This is a genomic window from Accumulibacter sp. (assembly GCF_029255125.1).
Taxonomy (GTDB): domain Bacteria; phylum Pseudomonadota; class Gammaproteobacteria; order Burkholderiales; family Rhodocyclaceae; genus Accumulibacter.
Map to the genome: position 1 here is coordinate 15,269 of NZ_JAPUVR010000101.1, position 19,759 is coordinate 35,027.

Below are 19,759 nucleotides of genomic sequence, written 5' to 3' on the forward strand. Positions count from 1 at the left end.
GAGGTGTGTCGAGCGTGTTCGCGTCAGTCCTTGGCGTCGTTCTATCCCTGCTTCTGCTGGCCGCATGCACGCCGACGACGCTGAGCGGCGGGCCGTCGCGCGGCCATCTGCAGGATTCGGCCACCAGCGCCCGCCCCGCCGGACCGATTCCGCAGCCTGTCCAACAAAGCGTTTCGCTGCCCCGGCCGCGCGCCACTGGCAAGACGGAGACCTATAGCGTCGTGGTCAACAACGTCAACGTGCACGACCTGCTGTTTGCTCTGGCGCGCGATGCCCGCCTCAACGTCGACATTCATCCGGGGCTGAGCGGCGAGGTGACGCTGAACGCGATCGACCAGACCCTGCAGCAATTGCTCGTGCGTATCGCCAAGCAGATCGACATGCGCTTCGAACTCGACGGCCCGAACCTGGTCGTCATGCCCGACACGCCGTACCTGAAGAACTACACGGTCGATTACGTCAACATCGCGCGCGATGTCACCGGCACGATCTCGACCAACACACAGATCTCGACCAGCGCGCTGGCCACCGGAGGCGGCGGCGCGGCGAGTGCGAATACGTCCCGCCTGCAGATCGAAAACAGGTCGAAGAACCGCTTCTGGGAGTCGCTGGAAAAGAACCTGAAGGACTTGCTGCACGAAACCGACAAAGTATTTCCGGAAGGCTCGACGGAGACGGTCACCGAGCAGGCGGCAACGCAGAGCACCACCGGTACCGGCGCTCCGGCGCCAGTCGTCAGGGCGACGCGCGGCAGCCAGGTGCAGCCGACACTGGCGACCAGTCCCAATCCCGCGACGCTGCAGAACAGCGGGGCAACGGTGGTCAAACGGCTGACTTTCCGTGAAGCCGCCTCGGTGATCGCCAACCCGGAAGGTGGCGTGATCACCGTACGAGCGACCAGCCGGCAACATGAAAAAGTCCAGGAGTTCCTTGATCGGGTGATGGGCAGCGCGCGCCGTCAGGTGCTGATCGAAGCAACGATCATCGAGGTGACGCTGAGCGACGGCTACCAGCAGGGAATCGAATGGAGCCGCCTGCGCAGCGACAACAGCGGTTTCACCGTCAACAAGCCGGTGCTGACGACCAACGTGCCGAGCGCGGTGACGCCCTACATCATCAAGTACGGCAATACCAACCCGCTCAATCTGATGACTACGGTCGAGCTGCTGCGCACCTTCGGCACGGTCAAGGTCCTGTCCAGCCCGAAGCTCGCGGTGCTCAACAATCAGACAGCAACGCTCAAGGTTTCCGAGGATTTCGTCTACTTCAGCGTCAAGCAGGACATCGTCCCCGGCAATACCAATACCAACGCAACGGTGACGACGACGACCACCCCGCAATCCGTCTCTATCGGTTTTTTCATGAGCCTGACCGCGCAGATCAGCGACAGCGGAACGGTCACCCTGAACGTCCGTCCGTCGATCTCGAGCATCGCCGAACTGAAGCAGGATCCCAATCCCGACCTGGCCAAGAACAACATCAAAAACCTGGTGCCGCAAATCCGCACGCGCGAGATCGAGTCGGTCTTGCGCATCGAGAGCGGCGACATCGCCGTCCTCGGCGGATTGATGGAAGACCGCCTGGACAACCGCACCGGCCGAGTGCCGGGTCTCGGCGACCTGCCGTTCATCGGCGAAGTCCTGAACAATCGCGCCAACTCGTCGGCGAAATCGGAACTCGTCGTCCTGCTGCGCCCGACGGTGATCAGGGACGCCTCGCTCGAAGGCGACTTCAGCGGCTTCCGGGACATTCTTCCGAAAAAGGATTTCTTCCACAGCAACCCGGTCTTCCAGCCCTTCTCGCTGCCTGGAACGACGCCGGAGCCGCTGCGGTGAGCCTGTTGATGGATGCCCTGCGGCGCGCCGAGGAAGCCAAGCTGAAGGTCGGCTCGACGACCCCAAGTCCAGCGTCCAACCAGCCGCCGACTGAGCTCAGCCTGGACCCGCTGGAGCTGACCGCGCCGGAACCCGAGCGCACGCTGCCGCCGCTGGCTCGCCACCTTGAAGCGCTCGACGCCGATCTGGCGGCGGCGGCCGCGTCACCGATCAGGCGTCCGCCCGCGGCGGATGTCAAGCCGACCAGCGAAGCGATTCAGCGCGCCGAAGCGAGCGACCAGCGCGAAACGGCACGCAAGGTATTCGCTGCCAAGCAACCGGCTGGCTCACGTCCGGCGTTATGGCCGATTCTCGGCCTGCTCGCAGCGTTCGCCGTGATCATCGGCGGCTACTTCTGGTGGCAACTGCAGGCGCTTGACGGGACGCCGCCGACACCCGCGCCAGCTCCGCCAGCGAGCGCCCCGGTGCTACCCGGCGCGGCGCTCGGCGAAGCACCGCCGGCAGCACCAACAGCAGTGCCGACGGGCGCGCCGACTGCACCGCTGGCTGGTACACCCAGCACGGCTGCACCCGCACTGCCGCCGCCGGCCGAGATTGCGCCAACCCCCGTGCGCCCGCCACCGGCAGCTCTACCGACAGCCAGCGCGCCGCTCGGGGCGATCAGCAAGGACAGTGAGAAGGACAGTGAGAAGGACCGGGAGAAGGAGAGAGACAAGGACCCGTCACCGCCGCGCGCCGCCAGCGTACGTCTGCATCCAAGTTTGCCGCGGCCGACCGAGCAAGTCGAGACGATGCTCGCTTTGGCCTACGAGGCCTGGCTGGCGAATCGCGTGGACGACGCGCAGCGCGGCTACGAACAGGTCTTGCGCACCGACCGGAAGAACTCCGACGCACTGCTCGGGCTGGCGGCCATCGCCCTGCGTCGTGGCCAGAACGAACGCGCGCACGAGCTCTACCTGCGCGTAGTCGAGTCTGACCCGAGCGACGCGACGGCGCAGGCCGCCCTGGTCAATCTGCGCGGGGCGGGCGACAGCGGCCAGACGGAGAGCCGCCTGAAGACGCTGCTCGCCAGCCAGCCCGATTCGCCGGCACTGCATTTCGCCCTGGGCAACCATTACGCGCGCAGCGGCCGCTGGAGCGATGCGCAGCAGGCGTACTTCGATGCCTGCCGGCTGGACCCCGACAACGCAGACCATCTCTACAATCTGGCGGTAAGCCTCGACCACCTGCGCCAGGGCAAGCTCGCGGCGCAGTACTACGGCATGGCACTGGTCGCTGCCGACAAGCAACCGAGCGCTTTCGACAAGAGCCTTGCCGCCAGACGAATCCAGGAGCTGCAGCCATGAGAGCGACGTACGCCCCGCGCGCAGCGACTCTGACCGACGGCTGATCCGCAGATGAAGGCCTCCCCGACGCAAAGCCATGCGAAACCCCTCGGTCAGGTGCTGATCAACAAGGGCATCCTGAGCGAGGATCAACTGCGCATTTCGCTGCTCGAGCAGATGAAGTCGAACCAGCCGATCGGCAAGCTGCTGGTCTCGCTGGGCTTCGTCTCCGAGGCGACCTTGCGCGACGCGCTCTCGGAGAGTCTGGGCAAGCAGAGCATCGACCTGAGCAACGCGATCGTCGACCCTTCCGGTCTCAAGCTGATTCCGCGCGAACTGGCCAAACGCCACCATCTGCTGCCGCTCGATTACGACCAGGAGAGTCGGCGACTGACGATCGCCATTGCCGACATCAACGACATCGTCGCGCTCGACAAGCTGCGCGGACTGGCTGGCGACGACATCGAGATCGACACGCTGCTCGCCGGTGAAACGGAAATCGATCGCGCGATCGACCAATCGTACGGGCACGAGCTATCGATCGACGGGATTCTGCACGAAATCGAGACCGGCGAGATCGACTTTCGCGGCCTGCAATCGTCGGCCGATGAGTATAGCCAGCCGGTCGTTCGCCTGATCGATTCGATCCTCACCGACGCGGTCAAGCGCGAATCATCGGACATCCATTTCGAACCGGAAGCGGGCTTTCTGCGCATTCGCTACCGAATCGACGGGATGCTGCGGCAGATCCGTTCGCTGCACAAGACGTACTGGCCAGCGATGGCTGTGCGCATCAAGGTTCTGGCGGGAATGAACATCGCTGAAACACGCGCGCCGCAGGATGGCCGCATTGCGCTCAACATGCGTGGTCGCCAGATCGATTTCCGCGCATCCGTGCAGCCGACGATCCACGGCGAAAACATCGTCCTGCGCATTCTCGACCGGCAAAAGGGCATCGTGCCGCTCGATGGACTCGGTCTTGCCGAGCGGCAGCTCGATCAGCTCAAGCTGATGATCGCCCGGCCAGAGGGGATCGTCTTCGTCACCGGACCAACCGGCAGCGGCAAGACGACGACGCTCTACTCGATACTCAACCACATCAATTCCGAGGGGGTCAACATCATGACCCTCGAGGACCCGGTCGAGTATCCGATGACGCTTGTTCGCCAGACTTCGGCCAGCGAATCGCTGAAGCTCGACTTTGCCAGCGGCATCCGCTCGATCATGCGCCAAGATCCGGACATCATCCTGGTTGGCGAAGTACGCGACGCGGATACGGCGGCGATGGCTCTACGCGCAGCGATGACCGGGCATCAGGTTTATTCGACGCTGCACACCAATTCGGCGATCGGCGCCATTCCACGGCTGCTCGACATTGGCGTCCTGCCCGACATCATGGCTGGCAACATCATAGGCATCATCGCGCAACGTCTGATCCGCCGCCTGTGCGTACGCTGCAAGGTGCCCTACCAGGCGGAAGCGCATGAAGCACACGTGCTGGGCAGTCTGACCGACGGCGCGCGGCCGATCATCTACCGGCCGGGCGGCTGCGAGCGCTGCGACTTCCAGGGCTATCGCGGCCGCATGGCGATCATGGAACTCCTACGCGTCAACGGCGACATGGACGAACTGATCGCGCGCCGCAGCACCGTGCGCGAGATGCGCCAGCTAGCCACTCGTCAGGGTTTTGCCACACTCGCCGACGACGGTCTGCGCCGCGTGCTCGACGGCTCGACCTCACTCGAAGAGGTCGGCCGAGTCGTCGACCTGACCGACCGGATGTAGGGTCATGCCACTGTACAGCTACAAGGCGGTCAATCCCGACGGACGTATCGTTCTCGGACGGATCGACGCACGCAACCTGGTCGATCTCGACATGCGCCTGCGCCGAATGGATCTCGACCTGGTGCGCGGCGCGCCAGTCGGCAACCGCCGCCTGTTTGCTGGCGACCGTGTGCCGCGCCAGGAACTGATCCACTTCTGCTTTCACCTGCAGCAACTGCTGCGCGCCGGCGTTCCCGTGCTCGAAGGGCTGTCCGACCTGCGCGACAGCGTAGACCAGCCGCGCTTTCGTGAAGTCGTCGCCAGCCTGATCGAGGCGATCGAAGGCGGGCAGACGCTGTCGCAGGCAATGGAAGCGCATCCCCGCGTTTTCGACGGCATCTTCGTGAACCTTGTGCGTGCCGGCGAAACCAGCGGCCGACTCCCCGAAGTCCTCAAGAGTCTGCACGAATCACTGCGCTGGGAAGACGAACTTGCCGCCCAGACCAAGAAGATGATCGCCTACCCGGCCTTCGTCGGGACCGTCGTCCTCGCCGCAACCGCGTTTCTGATGATCTACATGGTTCCCCAGCTCAAGCTGTTCGTCAGAAACATGGGACAAGCGCTGCCGACACAAACGCAAGTGCTTTTTTTCGTGTCCGACCTGCTCGCCGGCTACTGGTACGTCTTGCTGCTCGTCCTCGTCCTCGCCGCCCTCGCTTTGCGCCTCGTTCTGCAGAGGAACCCGCAAGCGCGCTACCGCTTCGACCTCATCCTGCTCGAAATGCCCCTGCTCGGCCAGATACAGCGCAAGATCATCCTCTCGCGCTTCGCCAATACTTTCGCCCTGCTCTTCGCTTCCGGAATACCGATCATCGAGTCGATCCACGCAACCCAGGGAGTAGTCGGCAACCTGGTCATTCGGCAAGGCCTCGCACGCGTCGAGCAATTGATCGGCGAAGGAAACAATGTCACCGGAGCCTTTCAACAGACCGGATTCTTTCCGCCGCTGGTCATCCGCATGCTGCGCGTCGGCGAGAACACCGGCGCACTCGACGAGGCACTGGCCAACGTCAGCTACTTCTATACGCGCGACGTGCACGAATCGGTCCAGAGGATTCAGCAACTGATCGAGCCGATCCTTACCGTCGTCATGGGGTGCCTGCTTGGCTGGATCATGCTTTCTGTTCTCGGCCCGGTGTACGAGGTCATCAGCCGGATCAGGCCCTGAACCCGCCATGCCCGGTCGCCGTCTGATCTATCTCACCGTACACCAGGCTGTCGTCTACGCCTGGCAAGGTGGCCGACTGAGCGAAACACTGTCCTTCCCGGCAAATGAGAGCGGGCACGCGCAGTTTGCCCGCTATCTCGCCGATCACGCCCGAAGCATCTACCTATTGCTGGCCAACGTCGCCGAGGAAGGCTTTCACACAGAAACCATCCCCTTTCTGCGCCGTGCCGATCGGCGGGCGATCGTCGAGCGCAAGCTCAGCCAGATCTTCTTCAATGCGCCGCTGGCAACTTCGCTGTCGCTCGGATACGCGAAATCCCGGCGCAAGGACGAGCGCATCCTGCTCGCCGCGCTGACCGACCGCGTTTTTCTTGCGCCCTGGCTGGCAGCAATCGCGGCCGCCGAAGCGCCGCTCGCCGGCATCCATTCGCTGTCGCTGCTTGGACCTCTGCTGCTGCGCGCGCTGGCCGTTGGCGACGAACGCTGCCTCCTGCTGAGCATTCAGGATCAGAGCATCCGGCAGAGCTATCTGGAGAACGGCCGCCTGCACTTCAGCCGACTGACACCGCTGCACGGCGACGGCGTCGAGGACATCGCGCAGAGCTTTGCCAGCGAAACGCTCAAACTGCAGCAGTATCTGGTCAGCCAGCGCCTGCTGACGCGGCAGCAGCCGATCACCGCTTATCTGCTCGCGCACGCCGGAGCGCGCCGGGCGATCGAAAACCGGTGTATCGACACCGCTTCGCTGTCGTTCGTCATCCTCGATAGCGACGAGACGGCCAGGAAATGCAAACTCAAGACGGCACCGGCCGACAGCGGCTGCGAAGCGATCTTCCTCGGCCTGCTCGCCAACGCGCCCCCGCGCGAACAGTTCGCCGACGACGAACAGCGGCACGACTATCACCTCTGGCTCTTGCGCTCGATACTGCGCAGCGCCGGCGCCGCTGCCCTGATCGGCTGCCTGCTTCTCGCCGGCACCGAGGTACTCGACACCTACGCCTTGCACGAGGAGATCCGTAGCTTGCAGGGCGACGCAGGCGCAGCGCGCCGGCGATACGACGAGATCGTCACAACGTTCCCCCCGATTCCCACGACGACCGACAACCTGCGCGCCGTGATCGAGCGCTACACCGACCTCGAAAGAAACAGCCCCCTGCCCGATGCCTCGTACCGAATGATCAGTCGGGCGCTGGCGCTCGCCGGTTCGGTCGAGCTGGAAGCGATCGAGTGGAAGATAGGCGGCGCATCGCCGTCGGCCGAAGGCGTCAGCGAGGGGAGTGACGAGCGCCACCGAGAAGCTGGCGGCGAGCGCGAAACGATCGTCGTGCACGGCCGAATCGGATTCGACGAGGCGAGCAATCCACGCCAGGTGCTGCACGCGCTGCATGCCTTTATCAACGCGCTGCGTCGCAACCCCGGGCTGGATGTGGTCGTCCTCAGACAGCCCTTTGATGTCGCTTCGGGCAAGTCGCTGAAGAGCAGCAGCGCCGATCTCGATAATCGCCAGCCGCGCGTGTTCAGCGTCAGGCTCAGCCGGGCGGCCGGTGCATGAAACTCGGCCGCGCAGATTTCCCCAAGGTTCGCTTCAGCCTTTTGGCAGCGGTGCTGATGCTGGCGGCCGGCGTCGTCGCAGTATATGTTTCGCATACCAACCGGGAGGCCGCGCAGGCGGCGAGGGATGGCACCATCGCGGAACGCAATGAGGCGGCAAGCAAACTGCAGCAGGTACGCCAGGAAGAGGCGGACATCAGGCAACGCTCGCTCGTCTTCAAGGCCCTCGAGGCACGCGGTACGATTGGCGAGGAGCAGCGCCTGGAATGGGTCGAGCTCCTGAAGGATCTGCGCGGCAAGTACCACTTGGCGGACCTGGAGTATGAAATCATGCCGCAGCGCCAGCTCGAGGGCAATCCGACTGGCGGCTTCGTCTTCTACGCCAGCTTGATGAAGCTGCACGCCAAGCTGTTGCACGAAGAGGATCTGACCCGTCTGATCGGCGACCTGCGCAAGGACGCGAGGGCGCTGATCCGCGTGCGCATCTGCAATCTGGCACTGCTGCCGGCGGAAACCGAAGAACGCAGCAAGGGCTTGGCCAATCTGTCGGCCGACTGCGAAATCGACTGGTTGACGCTACGTGACAGCGTAGCGAGATAGGCGCTGGCGATGAACCGAGAAAACCGATGGCCGCGCGCTACTGCTCCTGACGAGGAGGAGCCACACCGATGAACATCGGCACTTTGCTGAGCCGAGGTGGGCGCACGCTGGCCCTTGCCCTGGCGCTCTCGGCGGGCTTGCCGAACGCGGCGGAGGAGCCACTTGGGCGGCTCTTCTTCACCGCCGAACAGCGACAACAGCTCGACCGCAAGCGACAGATGAACACCCTCGAACAGAAGGAGGTCAGCGGCGAACCCCGCCTGACGATCGACGGCGTCGTACTACGCAGCAGCGGTCGGCGAACGACCTGGATCAACGGGATCGCACACGACGAGCGGCAAAGCGGAAGCCAAGTGACGGTTCGGCCGCAAGCAACCGATCCGGGGCGCATCGTCGTCCGCACGAGCGATGCACGAAACCTCGGGGCACGCGTCGGCGATACGCTCAACCGGCAGACCGGCGAGATAAGCGACGGCCTGAACGGCGGGCAGGTCAGCGCCCGGTCAGGTGCCCGGCACTAGGTCGTGTACACTCGCCACTACCACCCGCGGCACCAGTCGCCCGCCAGCGAGCAGGGGGCGGCCTTGCTGGTTCTGATGCTGCTCGCGTTTCTCGCTGCCGCGAACTGGTTGATCCAGCAGCGCGGCGGCGAATCGGCGGCCAACGCACGCGGTGCAGTCGACCGAACGACGAGTACCGCTCTCGCCCAGGCCAAAGAGGCGTTGCTCGGCCGCGCGGCGAGCGATGACAATCGCCCCGGCAGCCTGCCTTGTCCGGATACCGATAACGACGGCGATAGCGAAATGTTCGCCGGTGTGAACTGCCCCGCCTACATCGGCCGCCTGCCTTGGAGGACGCTGCACGTGCCCGAAGCGCTGGACGGCAACGGCGAACGTCTGTGGTACGCGCTCTCCACCAACCTGCGTGACCACCCGAGCGCGCAACCGATCAACGCGCAGCTCGTCGCACAGCTTTCACTCGACGGCAGGCCGAACGTTGCGGCAATCATCTTTTCCGCAGGTGCTTCGCTGGCCGGTCAGAACGGTCGGCCGAGCAATGCGGTGGCCGACTATCTCGACGGCACGAACGCTGACGGCGACAATGCCTACGCCTCGGGTCCAGCGTCGCCGACGTTCAACGACACAGCCCTGGCGATCACCCAGGACGACCTTTTCCGCCCAGTCAGGCGGCGGGTTCTCGCCGAACTTCGCGGCGCGCCGACAAGCTCGGGCCTGCGCCGCTACCGCGCCGAGCAAGGGGCATTCCCCTGGGCCGACAGCGGCGGCGACGGCTTTGCCGACAGCGGCGAGGCGAGCGGTGGCCTGCCGTACCGCGAGCTGACGATGACCCCTGCGCAGGCCTGGCTGAACGACAACGCCTGGTTGCCACTGATCGCTTATCAGCGCTTAAACGCCAATCTGGTCCGGATCGCCATTGGCAACGTCACGCTGGATGTCGTGCCATGAAACCGCCGCCGTGCCCGATGATCAGCGGCCACCGCGAGGCGTGCCGGAGGCGGCCCGCGCGCGGTTTTTCGCTGGTCGAGATGGCCGTCGTCCTGGTCATCGTCGGGCTGCTGCTTGGCAGTGTGATCGTGCCTTTGTCGGTCCACGTCGAACAGCGCCAGTACAACGAGACACAGCAGCAGATCAACGACGTGCGCGAAGCGCTGTACGGCTTCGCGATGGTCAACGGCCGCTTGCCGCGCCCGGCGACGACCGCCATCGATGGCGTCGAAAACCCGGCTCCGTGTGCGAACGATGCCGCGTGCACCGGATTCATCCCGTGGACGACGCTGGGGGTGAAGAAAACCGACGCGTGGAACAAGATCATCCGTTACAGCGTCACTCCCGCCTATGCCAACGCGGCGTTCACGCTGACGACGAGCGGCAACAAGAGGGTACAGACGCGCGACGCCGCCGGCAACGCCAGTTTCCTGATCGGCAGCGCTGGCGGGTGCTTCCCGTGCGCGCCCGCCGTCGTCTTCTCGCATGGCAGAAACAACTGGGGCACGCGCGAGGATGGCACGCCCCTGGCTGACAGCTCGGCGACCAATCTCGACGAGGACGTCAACGCAGCCACCCCGACGACCAACAACTTCTTCGCCCGCCTGCCCTCGACCAACCCGGCCGGCGGCGGCGAGTTCGACGACATTCTGGTCTGGATTTCTCCGTTCATCCTGATCAACCGCATGGTCTCGGCCGGCAGGCTGCCTTAGCGCGCAAGAGCTGCGCAGCCACTGCCCGGCGCGACGACGACCGCTGGGCCACTCGTTCGCATTGACGGCGGCGAGGATTCTGGAGTCCAATAGCCCGATGCCCTGCTCTGCTCCATGTTGATGATTCAATGAGTCGCCGATCGACCTTCCTGGCCAGGCTGCGCAGCGCTGGCGCGGACCCGGGAGACTCCGAGGATCTGAGGCTGCAGAAGTCGCTGTTGTTCTTCGCGACCGGCCTGATCACGCTGGCTTCGATGGTCTGGCTGCTGATCTATCGGCTGATCGGCCCGCAGTATTCTTCCACCCTCCCCTTCGGTGTTCAGTTGTTGCTTGTCGGCAATCTGCTCGTCTACGTCCACACGCTCAACTTTCGCGTCTTCCGGGCGACGCAACTCGGCCTGTTCCTGATCATTCCCTTCGTTGCGCAATGGAGTATCGGCAGCTTCACCGAGGCGAGCGGGATCAGTCTGTGGGCGCTGCTCGCTCCGATCGGTGCGGTGATCTTCGTCGGGCCACGCCAGTCGGTCGTCTGGTTCCTCGCCTATGTCGCGTTAACGGTGGCATCGGGCGGAGTCGAGTACTACCTGGTCGAGCTCTGGACAACGCGTGCGGAGAGCGTTTCGGCGCAAACCAGCACGTTCTTTTTTGCCCTGAATTTCGGCGCCATGTCGACCATCGTCTATCTGCTGCTGCGCCACTCCGACAGCGAAAAGCACCGTGTGCAGGAGCGCCTGCGCGAAGCGCATCGTCTGTTGCAGTGCGAGCAGGAACGTTCGCAGCGACTGCTGCTCAACGTTCTGCCGGGAGCGATCGCCGAACGCCTGAAGAACAGCGATCAGCCGATCGCTGATGGCTTCCCGGAGGTCTCGGTGATGTTTGCCGACATCGTCGATTTCACCCGGGTCGCCGAAGGCCTGACACCGCAGCAGGTGTTCGCCATGCTGAACAAAATCTTCTCGTGCTTCGATGAACTGGCCGAGAGCTTCGGTCTGGAGAAGATCAAGACGATCGGCGACGCGTATATGGTTGCCGGCGGCCTTGACGGCAGCGGCCATTGCCTTGCCGCGCTGGCCGACATGGCGCTCGCCATCTGCGCGGTCCTGCAGCACGACTTCAGCGTCAATGACCGGCGCCTGGCGGTGCGCATAGGCATCGCCAGCGGCCCGGTTGTCGCTGGCGTCGTGGGTAAGAAGAAGTTCATCTATGACCTCTGGGGCGATACCGTCAACATCGCCAGCCGGGTGACCAGCGAAGCGATTCCGGGCATCGTTCAGGTCGATGCGCGCAGCTACCAGTGTCTGCGCCAGGATTTCGTGTTTCACCAGCCGCGCACCATTCAGGTCAAGGGCAAGGGAAACATGGTCGTGTACGGGCTGATCGGTCGCCGCACCTCAGGCGTCGATCAGGGCTGAGCACCGGTGAAAGAATCATCGCCAACGCGCCCCGAGGCGCGGCGCAACTCGAAACAGACCCGGCCGCGGACATTGCTCGCCAGGCGCAGACAGTAGCCGCAATTGGCTGCTTCCCGCGCCGACTGATAGAGACCGATCCCCAGCCCGCTGAGCGAAGCCACCGGCGCCTGCAGCAGATCGCGCAGGATGTCGTCACCGACCGGATCGCCGTCGTCACAGACGGTGAGCAGCGAAGCGTCCGCCGCCAGCGCGACCCGAATCTGCAGATCGCCGCCTGCCGCCGCTTTGGCCAGAGCATTGTGCAGCAGATTGTCGACCACCGCGTCGAACAGCGGGGCCGGCACCCTGACGTCAGGGGCGAAATCGGCGGCCGTGAAGAGCACCGGCGAATGCGCGAAACGCTGCTGCTGAATCCGCCACCACAGTTCCGCCGGGAGCAGATTCCCGGACTCGCTGTGCGGCTGGCGCAGCTTGTTCAGCGCATGCTGCAGGCGCTGGGTGATCTGTGGCAGTTGCTGCTGCAAAATGAGGTCGCAGCGCTCTCCGTCGTCCCGGCTCGTCTGCACCAGGTAGCACAGATTGTTGAGCGACTGCAACAGATTCTTCACATCGTGCGTCAGCCGCGCGCCTGTTTCGTGAATCGCCCGCAGATAGCCAAGCTGTTGCAGTTCGCGCGCGCGCAGCTTGGCGACATAGTGTTCATTGGCCAGGCGAGCAAGCAGGTGGAAATGCCAGGCGAGCGCCGGACTCAGGCGGTGCCGCGTGTACAGGCTCAGATGCAGCGGCTGACTGGTGAAGTCGTGACTGAAACGGGCCGAGTTGCCGAAGCTGCCGCCGCGTGCGCCGACGCTCCACGTGCCACCCGCCACCCAAGGCAGATCGAGCATCTCGGCCAGCGCCTGACCGAGAAAGCTTTCCGGATCGCTCTCCTGAGCCGCCAGCGTAGTCAGACGATGCAGCCAGTTTTCCAGTGGCAGACCAATGCTCAGCAGGTAGCGCGAAAAGAAGACGCCGATCCCGGTAAAACCTGGCCGGGTGTTCCAGGCCCAGCCGATGAGCAGCAGCAGCGCGGCCATCGCGAGCAGCGTGTCGACCACCGCGGCGAGATAGCTGATTCCCTCGAAGAGCATGAACGCGAGGCTGCCAAGGACCAGCACGGCGATCAACAGGAAGATGAAAAGACTGTAGAAGAGGTCGATCATGCCGCCGCTGCGACGATCGCTGGCGCGCGAAAACGGCAGCAAGGTCATCAGCAACAGGACGACCGGCATCCCCCAGGCGAACTCGCGATCGAGCGACGGCCCCAACTGCGTCGTCTCGGGCACGGCGCGCGGGACCAGCTCGAAAAGCAGGGCAGCCAGCAAGTAGGCAAAAGCGGCCAGGTAAAAGACGCGCGTCGGCCGATGATCGATGAACATCACGCGCCCGCCGACCAGCGCAGCAAGCATGACCACCCAGACGATCAGCAGCCATTCGCCGTACCAGACGACACCGGCACCAAGGACCAGCGCCATCACCGTCAGTCCGCCCAGGTCGATCTTGCGCTCGGCATAGATGAAGGGCTGCCAGAGGATGAACAGACCGACATCGACCAACCAGCACAACAGGCTGATCGCGCCGTCAGCGCGGCTGACCAGGGCCAGGTGAAGCAGCGCGAGCAAGGCCGTCACCAGCCAGCGCTGGCGCTCGTGCAGGGCAGCTCCCAGTCGCTGCAGAGCGGTCACTCGCGGCGCCCGCTACGGTCCGAATGTGACATAGTGCACACGGCGCAGGCAGTCGGACTCTCGACACGAGTGTCGAAAAGCAGACAGATGCCGGTGCGCGCGTGGCTCAATCCGCCTGCCAAGGCTGGCATGGAACATGCTCCTTTGTGCTGGTCACGGTGTCCTGAAACAATACGGAGAAGAAGATGAACCAGTTGCGCAAACAGCAGTCGGGCTTTACCCTGGTCGAAATAGCCATTGTACTCGTCATCATCGGCCTGCTTCTGGGCGGGGTCCTGAAGGGCCAGGAGTTGATCAACAGCGCCAAAGTCAAGAACATGGTGAATGATTTCCGCACCGTGTCGAGCCTGGTCTATGCCTACCAGGATCGTTTCAAGGCCTTCCCGGGCGACCAGACGGCGGCGCAGCTCACCGACGCTTTCGGCGCCGCTGCCGCGGCCACCCCGTGCGCACCCGCCGCTGGCGGCCTGTGCGCGCAGAACAATGGCCGCATCGACGGCAACTGGAACGCGGGCGGCGCGACCGGAACGGGCGTCGCCACCGAGGAAAGCTCTCTCTTCTGGCAACACGTACGCCTGGCCAATCTGGCCAGCGGTCCGACCGTGCTGACCGACGTCGGCTACCGGATGCGTAACGCCGATGGCGGCTTCGTCGGTATCGAAAGCGGCGTCAACGCAGCCGGTGCAGCGGCACCCTGGATCCAGCTCATGCGCGGCTCGTTCTTCGTCTGCTCGCGCGGAATTCTCGGGCGCTACGTCAAGCAGATCGATTCGACGATGGATGACGGCAACACGGCGACCGGCTCGGTGCGCGCCGTTCTCGACACGGCTGCCCGTGGCACTGCGGCAGTCGCCACCACGGCCATCGTCGATGGTTCATCGTACACGGTCTGCGCCGGTTTCTGAGGCAAGCCAGAATGCGCCAGCCCTGACCGTGTTTGCGCCGGCCGCGCGTGGCGCGCGGACCGCCGCCTAGCGCTAGCTGCCGCCCCGGCCCCACCGGTGCGGCAGTTTTTTCTGGTGCGTGAGGGACGACGCGTAGCGAGCGCCACAGCAGTGTCTGGCGCGCGATGAGGCAGCCGTCCGTAGCCTTCTGCTATACTCGCCGCATGACACGCGCCGCACGCTCATGAGTCGACCCCAGCCGTCAGCCAAGGCTCTCGACCTTGCCCGCCAGGTTCTGCGGATCGAAGCAGAAGCGGTACTGGCGCTGAGCGAGCGGCTCGACGGCGCGTTCCTCGAAGCGCTGGCGCTGATCCTGAACTGCCGCGGGCGAGTCGTCGTCAGCGGCATGGGCAAATCGGGCCACATCGCGCGCAAGCTTGCCTCGACGCTGGCCAGCACCGGAACTCCGGCGTATTTTGTCCACCCGGCGGAAGCCAGCCATGGCGACCTCGGCATGATCACGCGCGATGATGTGCTGATCGCGCTGTCGAACTCCGGCGAGAGTGCCGAACTGCTCACCATCGTACCGATCATCAAGCGCCAGGGCGGCAAGCTGATCAGCATGACCGGCAACGGCCGATCGTCGCTGGCGCTCACCGCGGATATCCATCTCGACGCGGCCGTCGCGCAGGAAGCTTGTCCGTTCAATCTGGCGCCAACCGCGAGCACGACGGCGGCGCTCGCGCTGGGTGACGCACTGGCAGTCGCCTTGCTCGACGCACGCGGTTTCGGTCGCGACGATTTCGCCCGTTCGCACCCCGGCGGCGCGCTCGGCCGGCGCTTGCTGACGCACGTACGCGATGTCATGCGCAGCGGCTCGGCGGCGCCGCACGTTCGTCCGGAGACCCCGCTGGCCGCGGCGATCCTCGAAATGTCGCGCGGCGGTATCGGCATGACGACCGTAGTCGACGAACAGCAGCGGGTGATCGGCATCGTTACCGACGGCGACTTGCGCCGCGCGTTCGCGCGCAACCTCGATCTGCGAACCTTGTCCACCGCCGACATCATGGGGCGTCGTCCCCACACGATTACTCCCGAGAAGCTGGCCGTAGAGGCCGTCGAGATGATGGAGAACTTCAAGATCAACCAGTTGCCAGTGGTCGACGAGGAGTCGCGGCTGCTTGGAGCACTCAACATGCACGATCTCTTCCAGGCCAAGGTCATCTAGATGAATCCTGCTGCGAGGCACGCGCAGGCCGTCGATTGCGCACGCCGGGTAAAGCTGATGGCCTTTGACGTCGACGGCGTGCTGACCGACGGCTCCCTGATCTACAGCGACGAGGGAATCGAGCTGAAGGCCTTCAACACGCTTGACGGCCTGGGCCTGAAACTGTTGCAGCAGGCGGGGGTGAGCGTTGCCATCATCACCGGCAGGCGCGCGCCTTGTGTCGAGTTGCGCGCGCAGGATCTTGCCATCCCGTATCTCTTTCAAGGCGTCCACGACAAACTGGAGGTCATGCGCACACTGCTCGACGAAGTCGGCCTCGGTCTCAGCGAGGCCGGTTACATGGGCGATGACCTGGTCGACCTGCCGGTGATGACCGCCTGCGCCTTCTCGGCGACGCCGCGCGACGGGCAGGCCATCGTCAGGCAGCACGCGCGATTGACGACGACGCGCGGCGGCGGCCGCGGCGCGGTACGCGAGGCTTGCGAGTTCATTCTGGCAGCGCAGGACAAACTGGCTGCCGCCTGGGCCCCATTTCTGCCGAAGGACCGCCAATGAGGCAATGGAGTACGGCAGTCCTGCCGATCAGCATTCTGCTCACGCTGGCCGCCCTGACCTTCTGGTTGCGCTACGCGACCGAGTTCCCGGACGCCCATGCCGACGGCAGGCATCGCCACGATCCGGACTATGTCGTGAGCGAGGTCACCGTGCGCAAACTCGACAGGTCGGGTACGCTGCGGCATACGCTGGTTGCCGAAGAACTGCGTCACTATCCGGACGACGATTCAACCGAGTTGATCAAACCGACGCTGGTCTACGTGCAGCCGGGGCGGCCACGACTGATCGTCAAGGCAGCGCATGGCCGCCTGAGCTCGCAAGCCGAGCGCGTCGATCTGCGCGGGGATGTCGAGGTACAGCGCGAAGCTGACGGCAAACACGAGGCCTTGTTCGTCAGAACCTCGGAGCTCACCGCCCTGCCCGACGAAGAAAAAGCATTTACCAAGGCCAACGTGATGATCACTCAGGGAAAATCGTCGATTCAAGGGGTCGGAATGCAGGTCGACAACAAGCTGCGGACCTACGTCCTCGAAACGCAGGTCAGCGGGCTGATCGACAGCCATAGGCTCAAGTGAGAAACGTCAACATGAAAATCAACTATTGCGCCAGCGTCGCCTCGTGTCTCTTGCTCGCCCTTGCCTTGCCAGCGCACGCGGAGCGCGCTGATCGCGACAAGCCGGTCCACCTGGAGGCGGATCGGATGAGCATCGACGACATCAAGAAGATCCAGACCCTCGAAGGACGGGTTGTCCTGATCCAGGGAACGATCGAGATCCGGACCAACCACCTGGTCGTCACGCAGGATGCCGACGGCTTCCAGAAAGGTACGGCGACCAGTGGCGCAAACGGCTTGGCGCGCTTCCGGCAGAAGCGCGAAGGTCGCGACGAATACATCGAAGGCGAAGCCGAGCGCATCGAGTACGATGCGCGCAGCGAAAAAGCCGAGTTCTTCAATCGCGCCTGGGTGCGCAGCGGACTCGACGAAGTGCGCGGGCAGTATATCTCCTACGACGGACTGAACGAGTCCTATCTGGCGACGACCGGTGGCGCAGCAAAGAACGTCGGCGGAGCCAGTCAGGCGCGGGTGCGGGCCATCATTCAGCCAAAGAGCAAGGGCAAGGCGGACGCGGCTCCTGCCGCCCAGAAGGGTCCACCTTTGATCCTCAAGCCTGCCGCGAACGTCGCGCCAAGAAGCGATTAGGCCGACGCAGACCGCCAGGCGGCCGGTATTGTCGCGCAGCAACATCCCACACCAGTGCAACAACAAATCCGGACAAGAACAGGATAGTCTTTTTTATTAGTCGCCTAGCCTTTTTTGTGCGGCGCACAAAAAAGGCTTGACAAGCGGCAACAGATGTCTATAATCGCCGTCATGGTGCAGTGCAGCAAAGAACTTGGCCCCTGATTCGGGCATCGGCAAACGAGACCTGCCGTTGTTGTGTTGTGCCTCTTTTCTTAAGGAGATTGACCATGTTCACCACCCCCGAGCAATTCGCCGCCGCCAACAAGGCTTCCGTTGACGCCATGCTGACCCTTGCCAACACCGCCCTGGCAAGCGCTGAGCGTATCGCCGCGCTGAACCTCAACACCGCCCGCTCGATGCTGGAAGACGGCGTTGCCAATGCGAAGGCGATGCTCGGCGCCAAGGACGCGCAGGAATTCTTCGCCGTGCAGGCTTCTCTTGCCCAACCCAGCCTGGAAAAGGCGGTTGCCTACACGCGCAGTGTCTACGAGATTTCGGCGCAGTCGAAGGAAGAAATGTCGAAACTGCTCGAAGCGCAGTTCGCCGAGTTCCAGAAACAAACGCTGGCGCTGCTCGAGAAGGCAACAAAGAACGCGCCGGCCGGCTCCGATGTCGCCGTTTCTGCCGTCAAGTCGGCTATTTCGGCCGCCACTTCAGCCTTCGACAGCATGAACAAAGCAGCCAAGCAGGTTGCCGAAATCGCCGAAGCGAACGTCGCCGCGGCGACCAACGCAACGGTCAAGGCGGTCGGCGCAACGGCTGCCAGCGTCAAGAAGTAAGTCCGGTCACGCTTGTCATTCACGGAGAGACTCATGAGCAATATCGATCTCGAACAACTGGCCCAGAGCCAGAAGGCCAACGCCCAAGTCATGATGACGCTGGTTCGCACCGCCTTTCATGGCCTGGAACAGTTGTCGGCACTCAACCTCGCAGCCAGTCGCGAGCTGTTCAATTCCAGCACCAGCGGCGCTCAGCAACTGCTGAACGTCAGGAGCCCGGAAGATCTGAAGGATGTTGCCGCGTCGGTTGCCCGGCCGAACGTCGACAAGCTGCTCGAGTACTCGCGCAACCTGTACGAACTGGCGGCCAACATGCAGCGTGAAATCACCACAGTGATGGAAGAGCAATACAACAACGTGCGCCACAATGCTTCCGGCTTGATCGAGAAGACCGGCCTCGCCAGCCCGATCGGCGGCGAAGTCTTCGGTGCTGCGATGAAGCAGATGATGAACGCCTCGACGACCGCCTTCGAGAACATTTCGCAGATGGCCAAGCAGATGACCGACATCGTCGACACCAATGTCAAGGCAGCGACAAGCGCAACTGCCCAAGCCGCGGCAGCGCTGACGCCCAAGAAGTAGGCCGTTCGCGCAGCGCGTCACGCCTGACCAACCCCGGCACTCGCCGGGGTTTTTGCGTGGGCGACCGGCGCACGGTCAAGCGCGCCACTGCCAGACAATCTGCCGCCGTTCCACTTCCTGCCGAATGCTGTCCATCGCCCGATCGACCAGCGCCGGCTCACCTTCGACGCCCAGCTCGAGATGCCGCCGCTGGCCATCTTCGCCCATCGACGGCAGGCTGAACAGCCGCAGGCTCGGGTAGTCGGCGACGATGCGCTCCATCAGGTCGAGCAGCGCACTTTCGTAGGCATTGGCGCCGGTCAACAGAAACGCCTTCTCGACCTTTGGCTGGCGAGAAAACAGGTCGGCATGGAAGCTGTCCAGCGCCCACTCCGCCATCGGATGCGCCATCTGCGGAAAACCCGGTAGGAAGTAGTGTTGGCGCACGTGGAAGCCGGGAATCCGGTTGAACGGATTGGGCACAATGTCGACGCCGCGCGGGAAGGTGCCGAGAAGCAGGCGAACGGCGGTCGTTTCGTCGCCGAAACGGGCGCGGATTTCGCGCTCGGCGTCCGGATGCACGACGAGGTCGACGGCCAGTGCCTCCGCCGCTGCCTGCCGCGTGTGATCGTCGGGTGTGTTGCCGATGCCGCCGAAGCTGAAAACGATGTCCCCTGCCGCGAAAGTGCGGCGCAGCGTGGCGGCGATGCGCGCGCGCTCGTCGCCCAGATACTCGACCCACGACAGGCGCAGGCCACGCGCCGCCAGCAGTTCGGCGATGGCGGAGAAGTGGCGATCAGGTCGCTTGCCCGAGAGGATCTCATCGCCAATGATCAGGGCTCCGAAAGTCAT

19 protein-coding genes are annotated in these 19,759 nt (G+C 64.0%); 17 read left to right on the forward strand and 2 right to left on the reverse strand.

Going from position 1 to position 19,759, the window contains the following annotated elements; translation table 11 throughout:
* Window positions 1–14: 14 nt before the first annotated feature.
* The 10 genes from Q1L59_RS09890 to Q1L59_RS09935 all read left to right on the forward strand — a co-directional run bounded on the left by Q1L59_RS09890 (window position 15) and on the right by Q1L59_RS09935 (window position 11,933).
* Window positions 15–1,835 carry a type II and III secretion system protein gene (locus Q1L59_RS09890; RefSeq protein ID WP_300331588.1) on the forward strand — a complete coding sequence of 607 codons (1,821 nt, stop codon included), beginning with the start codon at window positions 15–17 and terminating at the stop codon, window positions 1,833–1,835.
* Entirely contained in the window at window positions 1,832–3,181 is a 1,350-nt protein-coding gene (locus Q1L59_RS09895) for a tetratricopeptide repeat protein (protein WP_300331591.1), read from the forward strand. Before Q1L59_RS09890 ends, Q1L59_RS09895 begins: the two co-directional genes overlap by 4 nt.
* A 51-nt stretch (window positions 3,182–3,232) precedes the next feature.
* Window positions 3,233–4,945 carry a type II/IV secretion system protein gene (locus tag Q1L59_RS09900; RefSeq protein ID WP_300331594.1) on the forward strand — a complete coding sequence of 571 codons (1,713 nt, stop codon included), beginning with the start codon at window positions 3,233–3,235 and terminating at the stop codon, window positions 4,943–4,945.
* A gap of 4 nt (window positions 4,946–4,949) precedes the next feature.
* Window positions 4,950–6,152: a type II secretion system F family protein gene (locus Q1L59_RS09905; protein ID WP_300331597.1), complete on the forward strand. Its 1,203-nt coding sequence runs from the start codon at window positions 4,950–4,952 to the stop codon at window positions 6,150–6,152.
* 7 nt (window positions 6,153–6,159) lie between these two features.
* On the forward strand, window positions 6,160–7,704 hold the full coding sequence (locus Q1L59_RS09910) for a hypothetical protein (protein ID WP_300331600.1): 1,545 nt from the start codon (window positions 6,160–6,162) through the stop codon (window positions 7,702–7,704).
* Window positions 7,701–8,303 (forward strand): hypothetical protein, encoded by a 603-nt coding sequence (locus Q1L59_RS09915; RefSeq protein ID WP_300331603.1) that lies wholly within the window; start codon window positions 7,701–7,703, stop codon window positions 8,301–8,303. The genes Q1L59_RS09910 and Q1L59_RS09915 overlap by 4 nt, the downstream gene beginning before the upstream one ends.
* Window positions 8,304–8,371: 68 nt before the next feature.
* On the forward strand, window positions 8,372–8,824 hold the full coding sequence (locus Q1L59_RS09920; RefSeq protein WP_300331606.1) for a hypothetical protein: 453 nt from the start codon (window positions 8,372–8,374) through the stop codon (window positions 8,822–8,824).
* 3 nt (window positions 8,825–8,827) lie between these two features.
* A complete protein-coding gene (locus tag Q1L59_RS09925) occupies window positions 8,828–9,769 on the forward strand; it encodes a hypothetical protein (protein ID WP_300331608.1) in 942 nt (313 codons plus the stop codon).
* Window positions 9,766–10,521 carry a prepilin-type N-terminal cleavage/methylation domain-containing protein gene (locus Q1L59_RS09930; protein WP_300331611.1) on the forward strand — a complete coding sequence of 252 codons (756 nt, stop codon included), beginning with the start codon at window positions 9,766–9,768 and terminating at the stop codon, window positions 10,519–10,521. The genes Q1L59_RS09925 and Q1L59_RS09930 overlap by 4 nt, the downstream gene beginning before the upstream one ends.
* Before the next feature lie 128 nt (window positions 10,522–10,649).
* Window positions 10,650–11,933: an adenylate/guanylate cyclase domain-containing protein gene (locus Q1L59_RS09935; protein ID WP_300331613.1), complete on the forward strand. Its 1,284-nt coding sequence runs from the start codon at window positions 10,650–10,652 to the stop codon at window positions 11,931–11,933.
* Here Q1L59_RS09935 and Q1L59_RS09940 read toward each other — a convergent pair.
* Complete coding sequence (locus Q1L59_RS09940; RefSeq protein WP_300331616.1) at window positions 11,924–13,657, reverse strand: sensor histidine kinase; 1,734 nt, start codon at window positions 13,655–13,657, stop codon at window positions 11,924–11,926. The two genes, Q1L59_RS09935 and Q1L59_RS09940, sit on opposite strands and share 10 nt — an antisense overlap.
* Window positions 13,658–13,842: 185 nt before the next feature.
* On the opposite strand from Q1L59_RS09940, the gene Q1L59_RS09945 reads away from it, so the two are divergent.
* From Q1L59_RS09945 to Q1L59_RS09975, 7 genes are all read left to right on the forward strand, one after another.
* The gene (locus Q1L59_RS09945) at window positions 13,843–14,562 is read left to right on the forward strand and encodes a prepilin-type N-terminal cleavage/methylation domain-containing protein (protein ID WP_300331618.1); all 720 of its coding nucleotides are present in this window, start codon (window positions 13,843–13,845) and stop codon (window positions 14,560–14,562) included.
* A gap of 223 nt (window positions 14,563–14,785) precedes the next feature.
* Window positions 14,786–15,769: a KpsF/GutQ family sugar-phosphate isomerase gene (locus tag Q1L59_RS09950; protein ID WP_300331621.1), complete on the forward strand. Its 984-nt coding sequence runs from the start codon at window positions 14,786–14,788 to the stop codon at window positions 15,767–15,769.
* A complete protein-coding gene (locus tag Q1L59_RS09955; RefSeq protein ID WP_300331623.1) occupies window positions 15,770–16,324 on the forward strand; it encodes a phenylphosphate carboxylase subunit delta in 555 nt (184 codons plus the stop codon).
* Window positions 16,321–16,899 carry an LPS export ABC transporter periplasmic protein LptC gene (gene lptC, locus Q1L59_RS09960; protein WP_300331626.1) on the forward strand — a complete coding sequence of 193 codons (579 nt, stop codon included), beginning with the start codon at window positions 16,321–16,323 and terminating at the stop codon, window positions 16,897–16,899. The genes Q1L59_RS09955 and lptC overlap by 4 nt, the downstream gene beginning before the upstream one ends.
* A gap of 11 nt (window positions 16,900–16,910) precedes the next feature.
* Window positions 16,911–17,525 (forward strand): lipopolysaccharide transport periplasmic protein LptA, encoded by a 615-nt coding sequence (lptA, locus tag Q1L59_RS09965; protein WP_300331628.1) that lies wholly within the window; start codon window positions 16,911–16,913, stop codon window positions 17,523–17,525.
* Between the two features lie 269 nt (window positions 17,526–17,794).
* Complete coding sequence (locus Q1L59_RS09970) at window positions 17,795–18,346, forward strand: phasin family protein (protein WP_300331631.1); 552 nt, start codon at window positions 17,795–17,797, stop codon at window positions 18,344–18,346.
* A 33-nt stretch (window positions 18,347–18,379) separates the two neighbouring features.
* Window positions 18,380–18,928 carry a phasin family protein gene (locus Q1L59_RS09975; protein WP_300331633.1) on the forward strand — a complete coding sequence of 183 codons (549 nt, stop codon included), beginning with the start codon at window positions 18,380–18,382 and terminating at the stop codon, window positions 18,926–18,928.
* A gap of 75 nt (window positions 18,929–19,003) precedes the next feature.
* Here Q1L59_RS09975 and Q1L59_RS09980 read toward each other — a convergent pair whose 3' ends face one another.
* Window positions 19,004–19,759 carry a molybdopterin-binding protein gene (locus Q1L59_RS09980; RefSeq protein WP_300331636.1) on the reverse strand — a complete coding sequence of 252 codons (756 nt, stop codon included), beginning with the start codon at window positions 19,757–19,759 and terminating at the stop codon, window positions 19,004–19,006.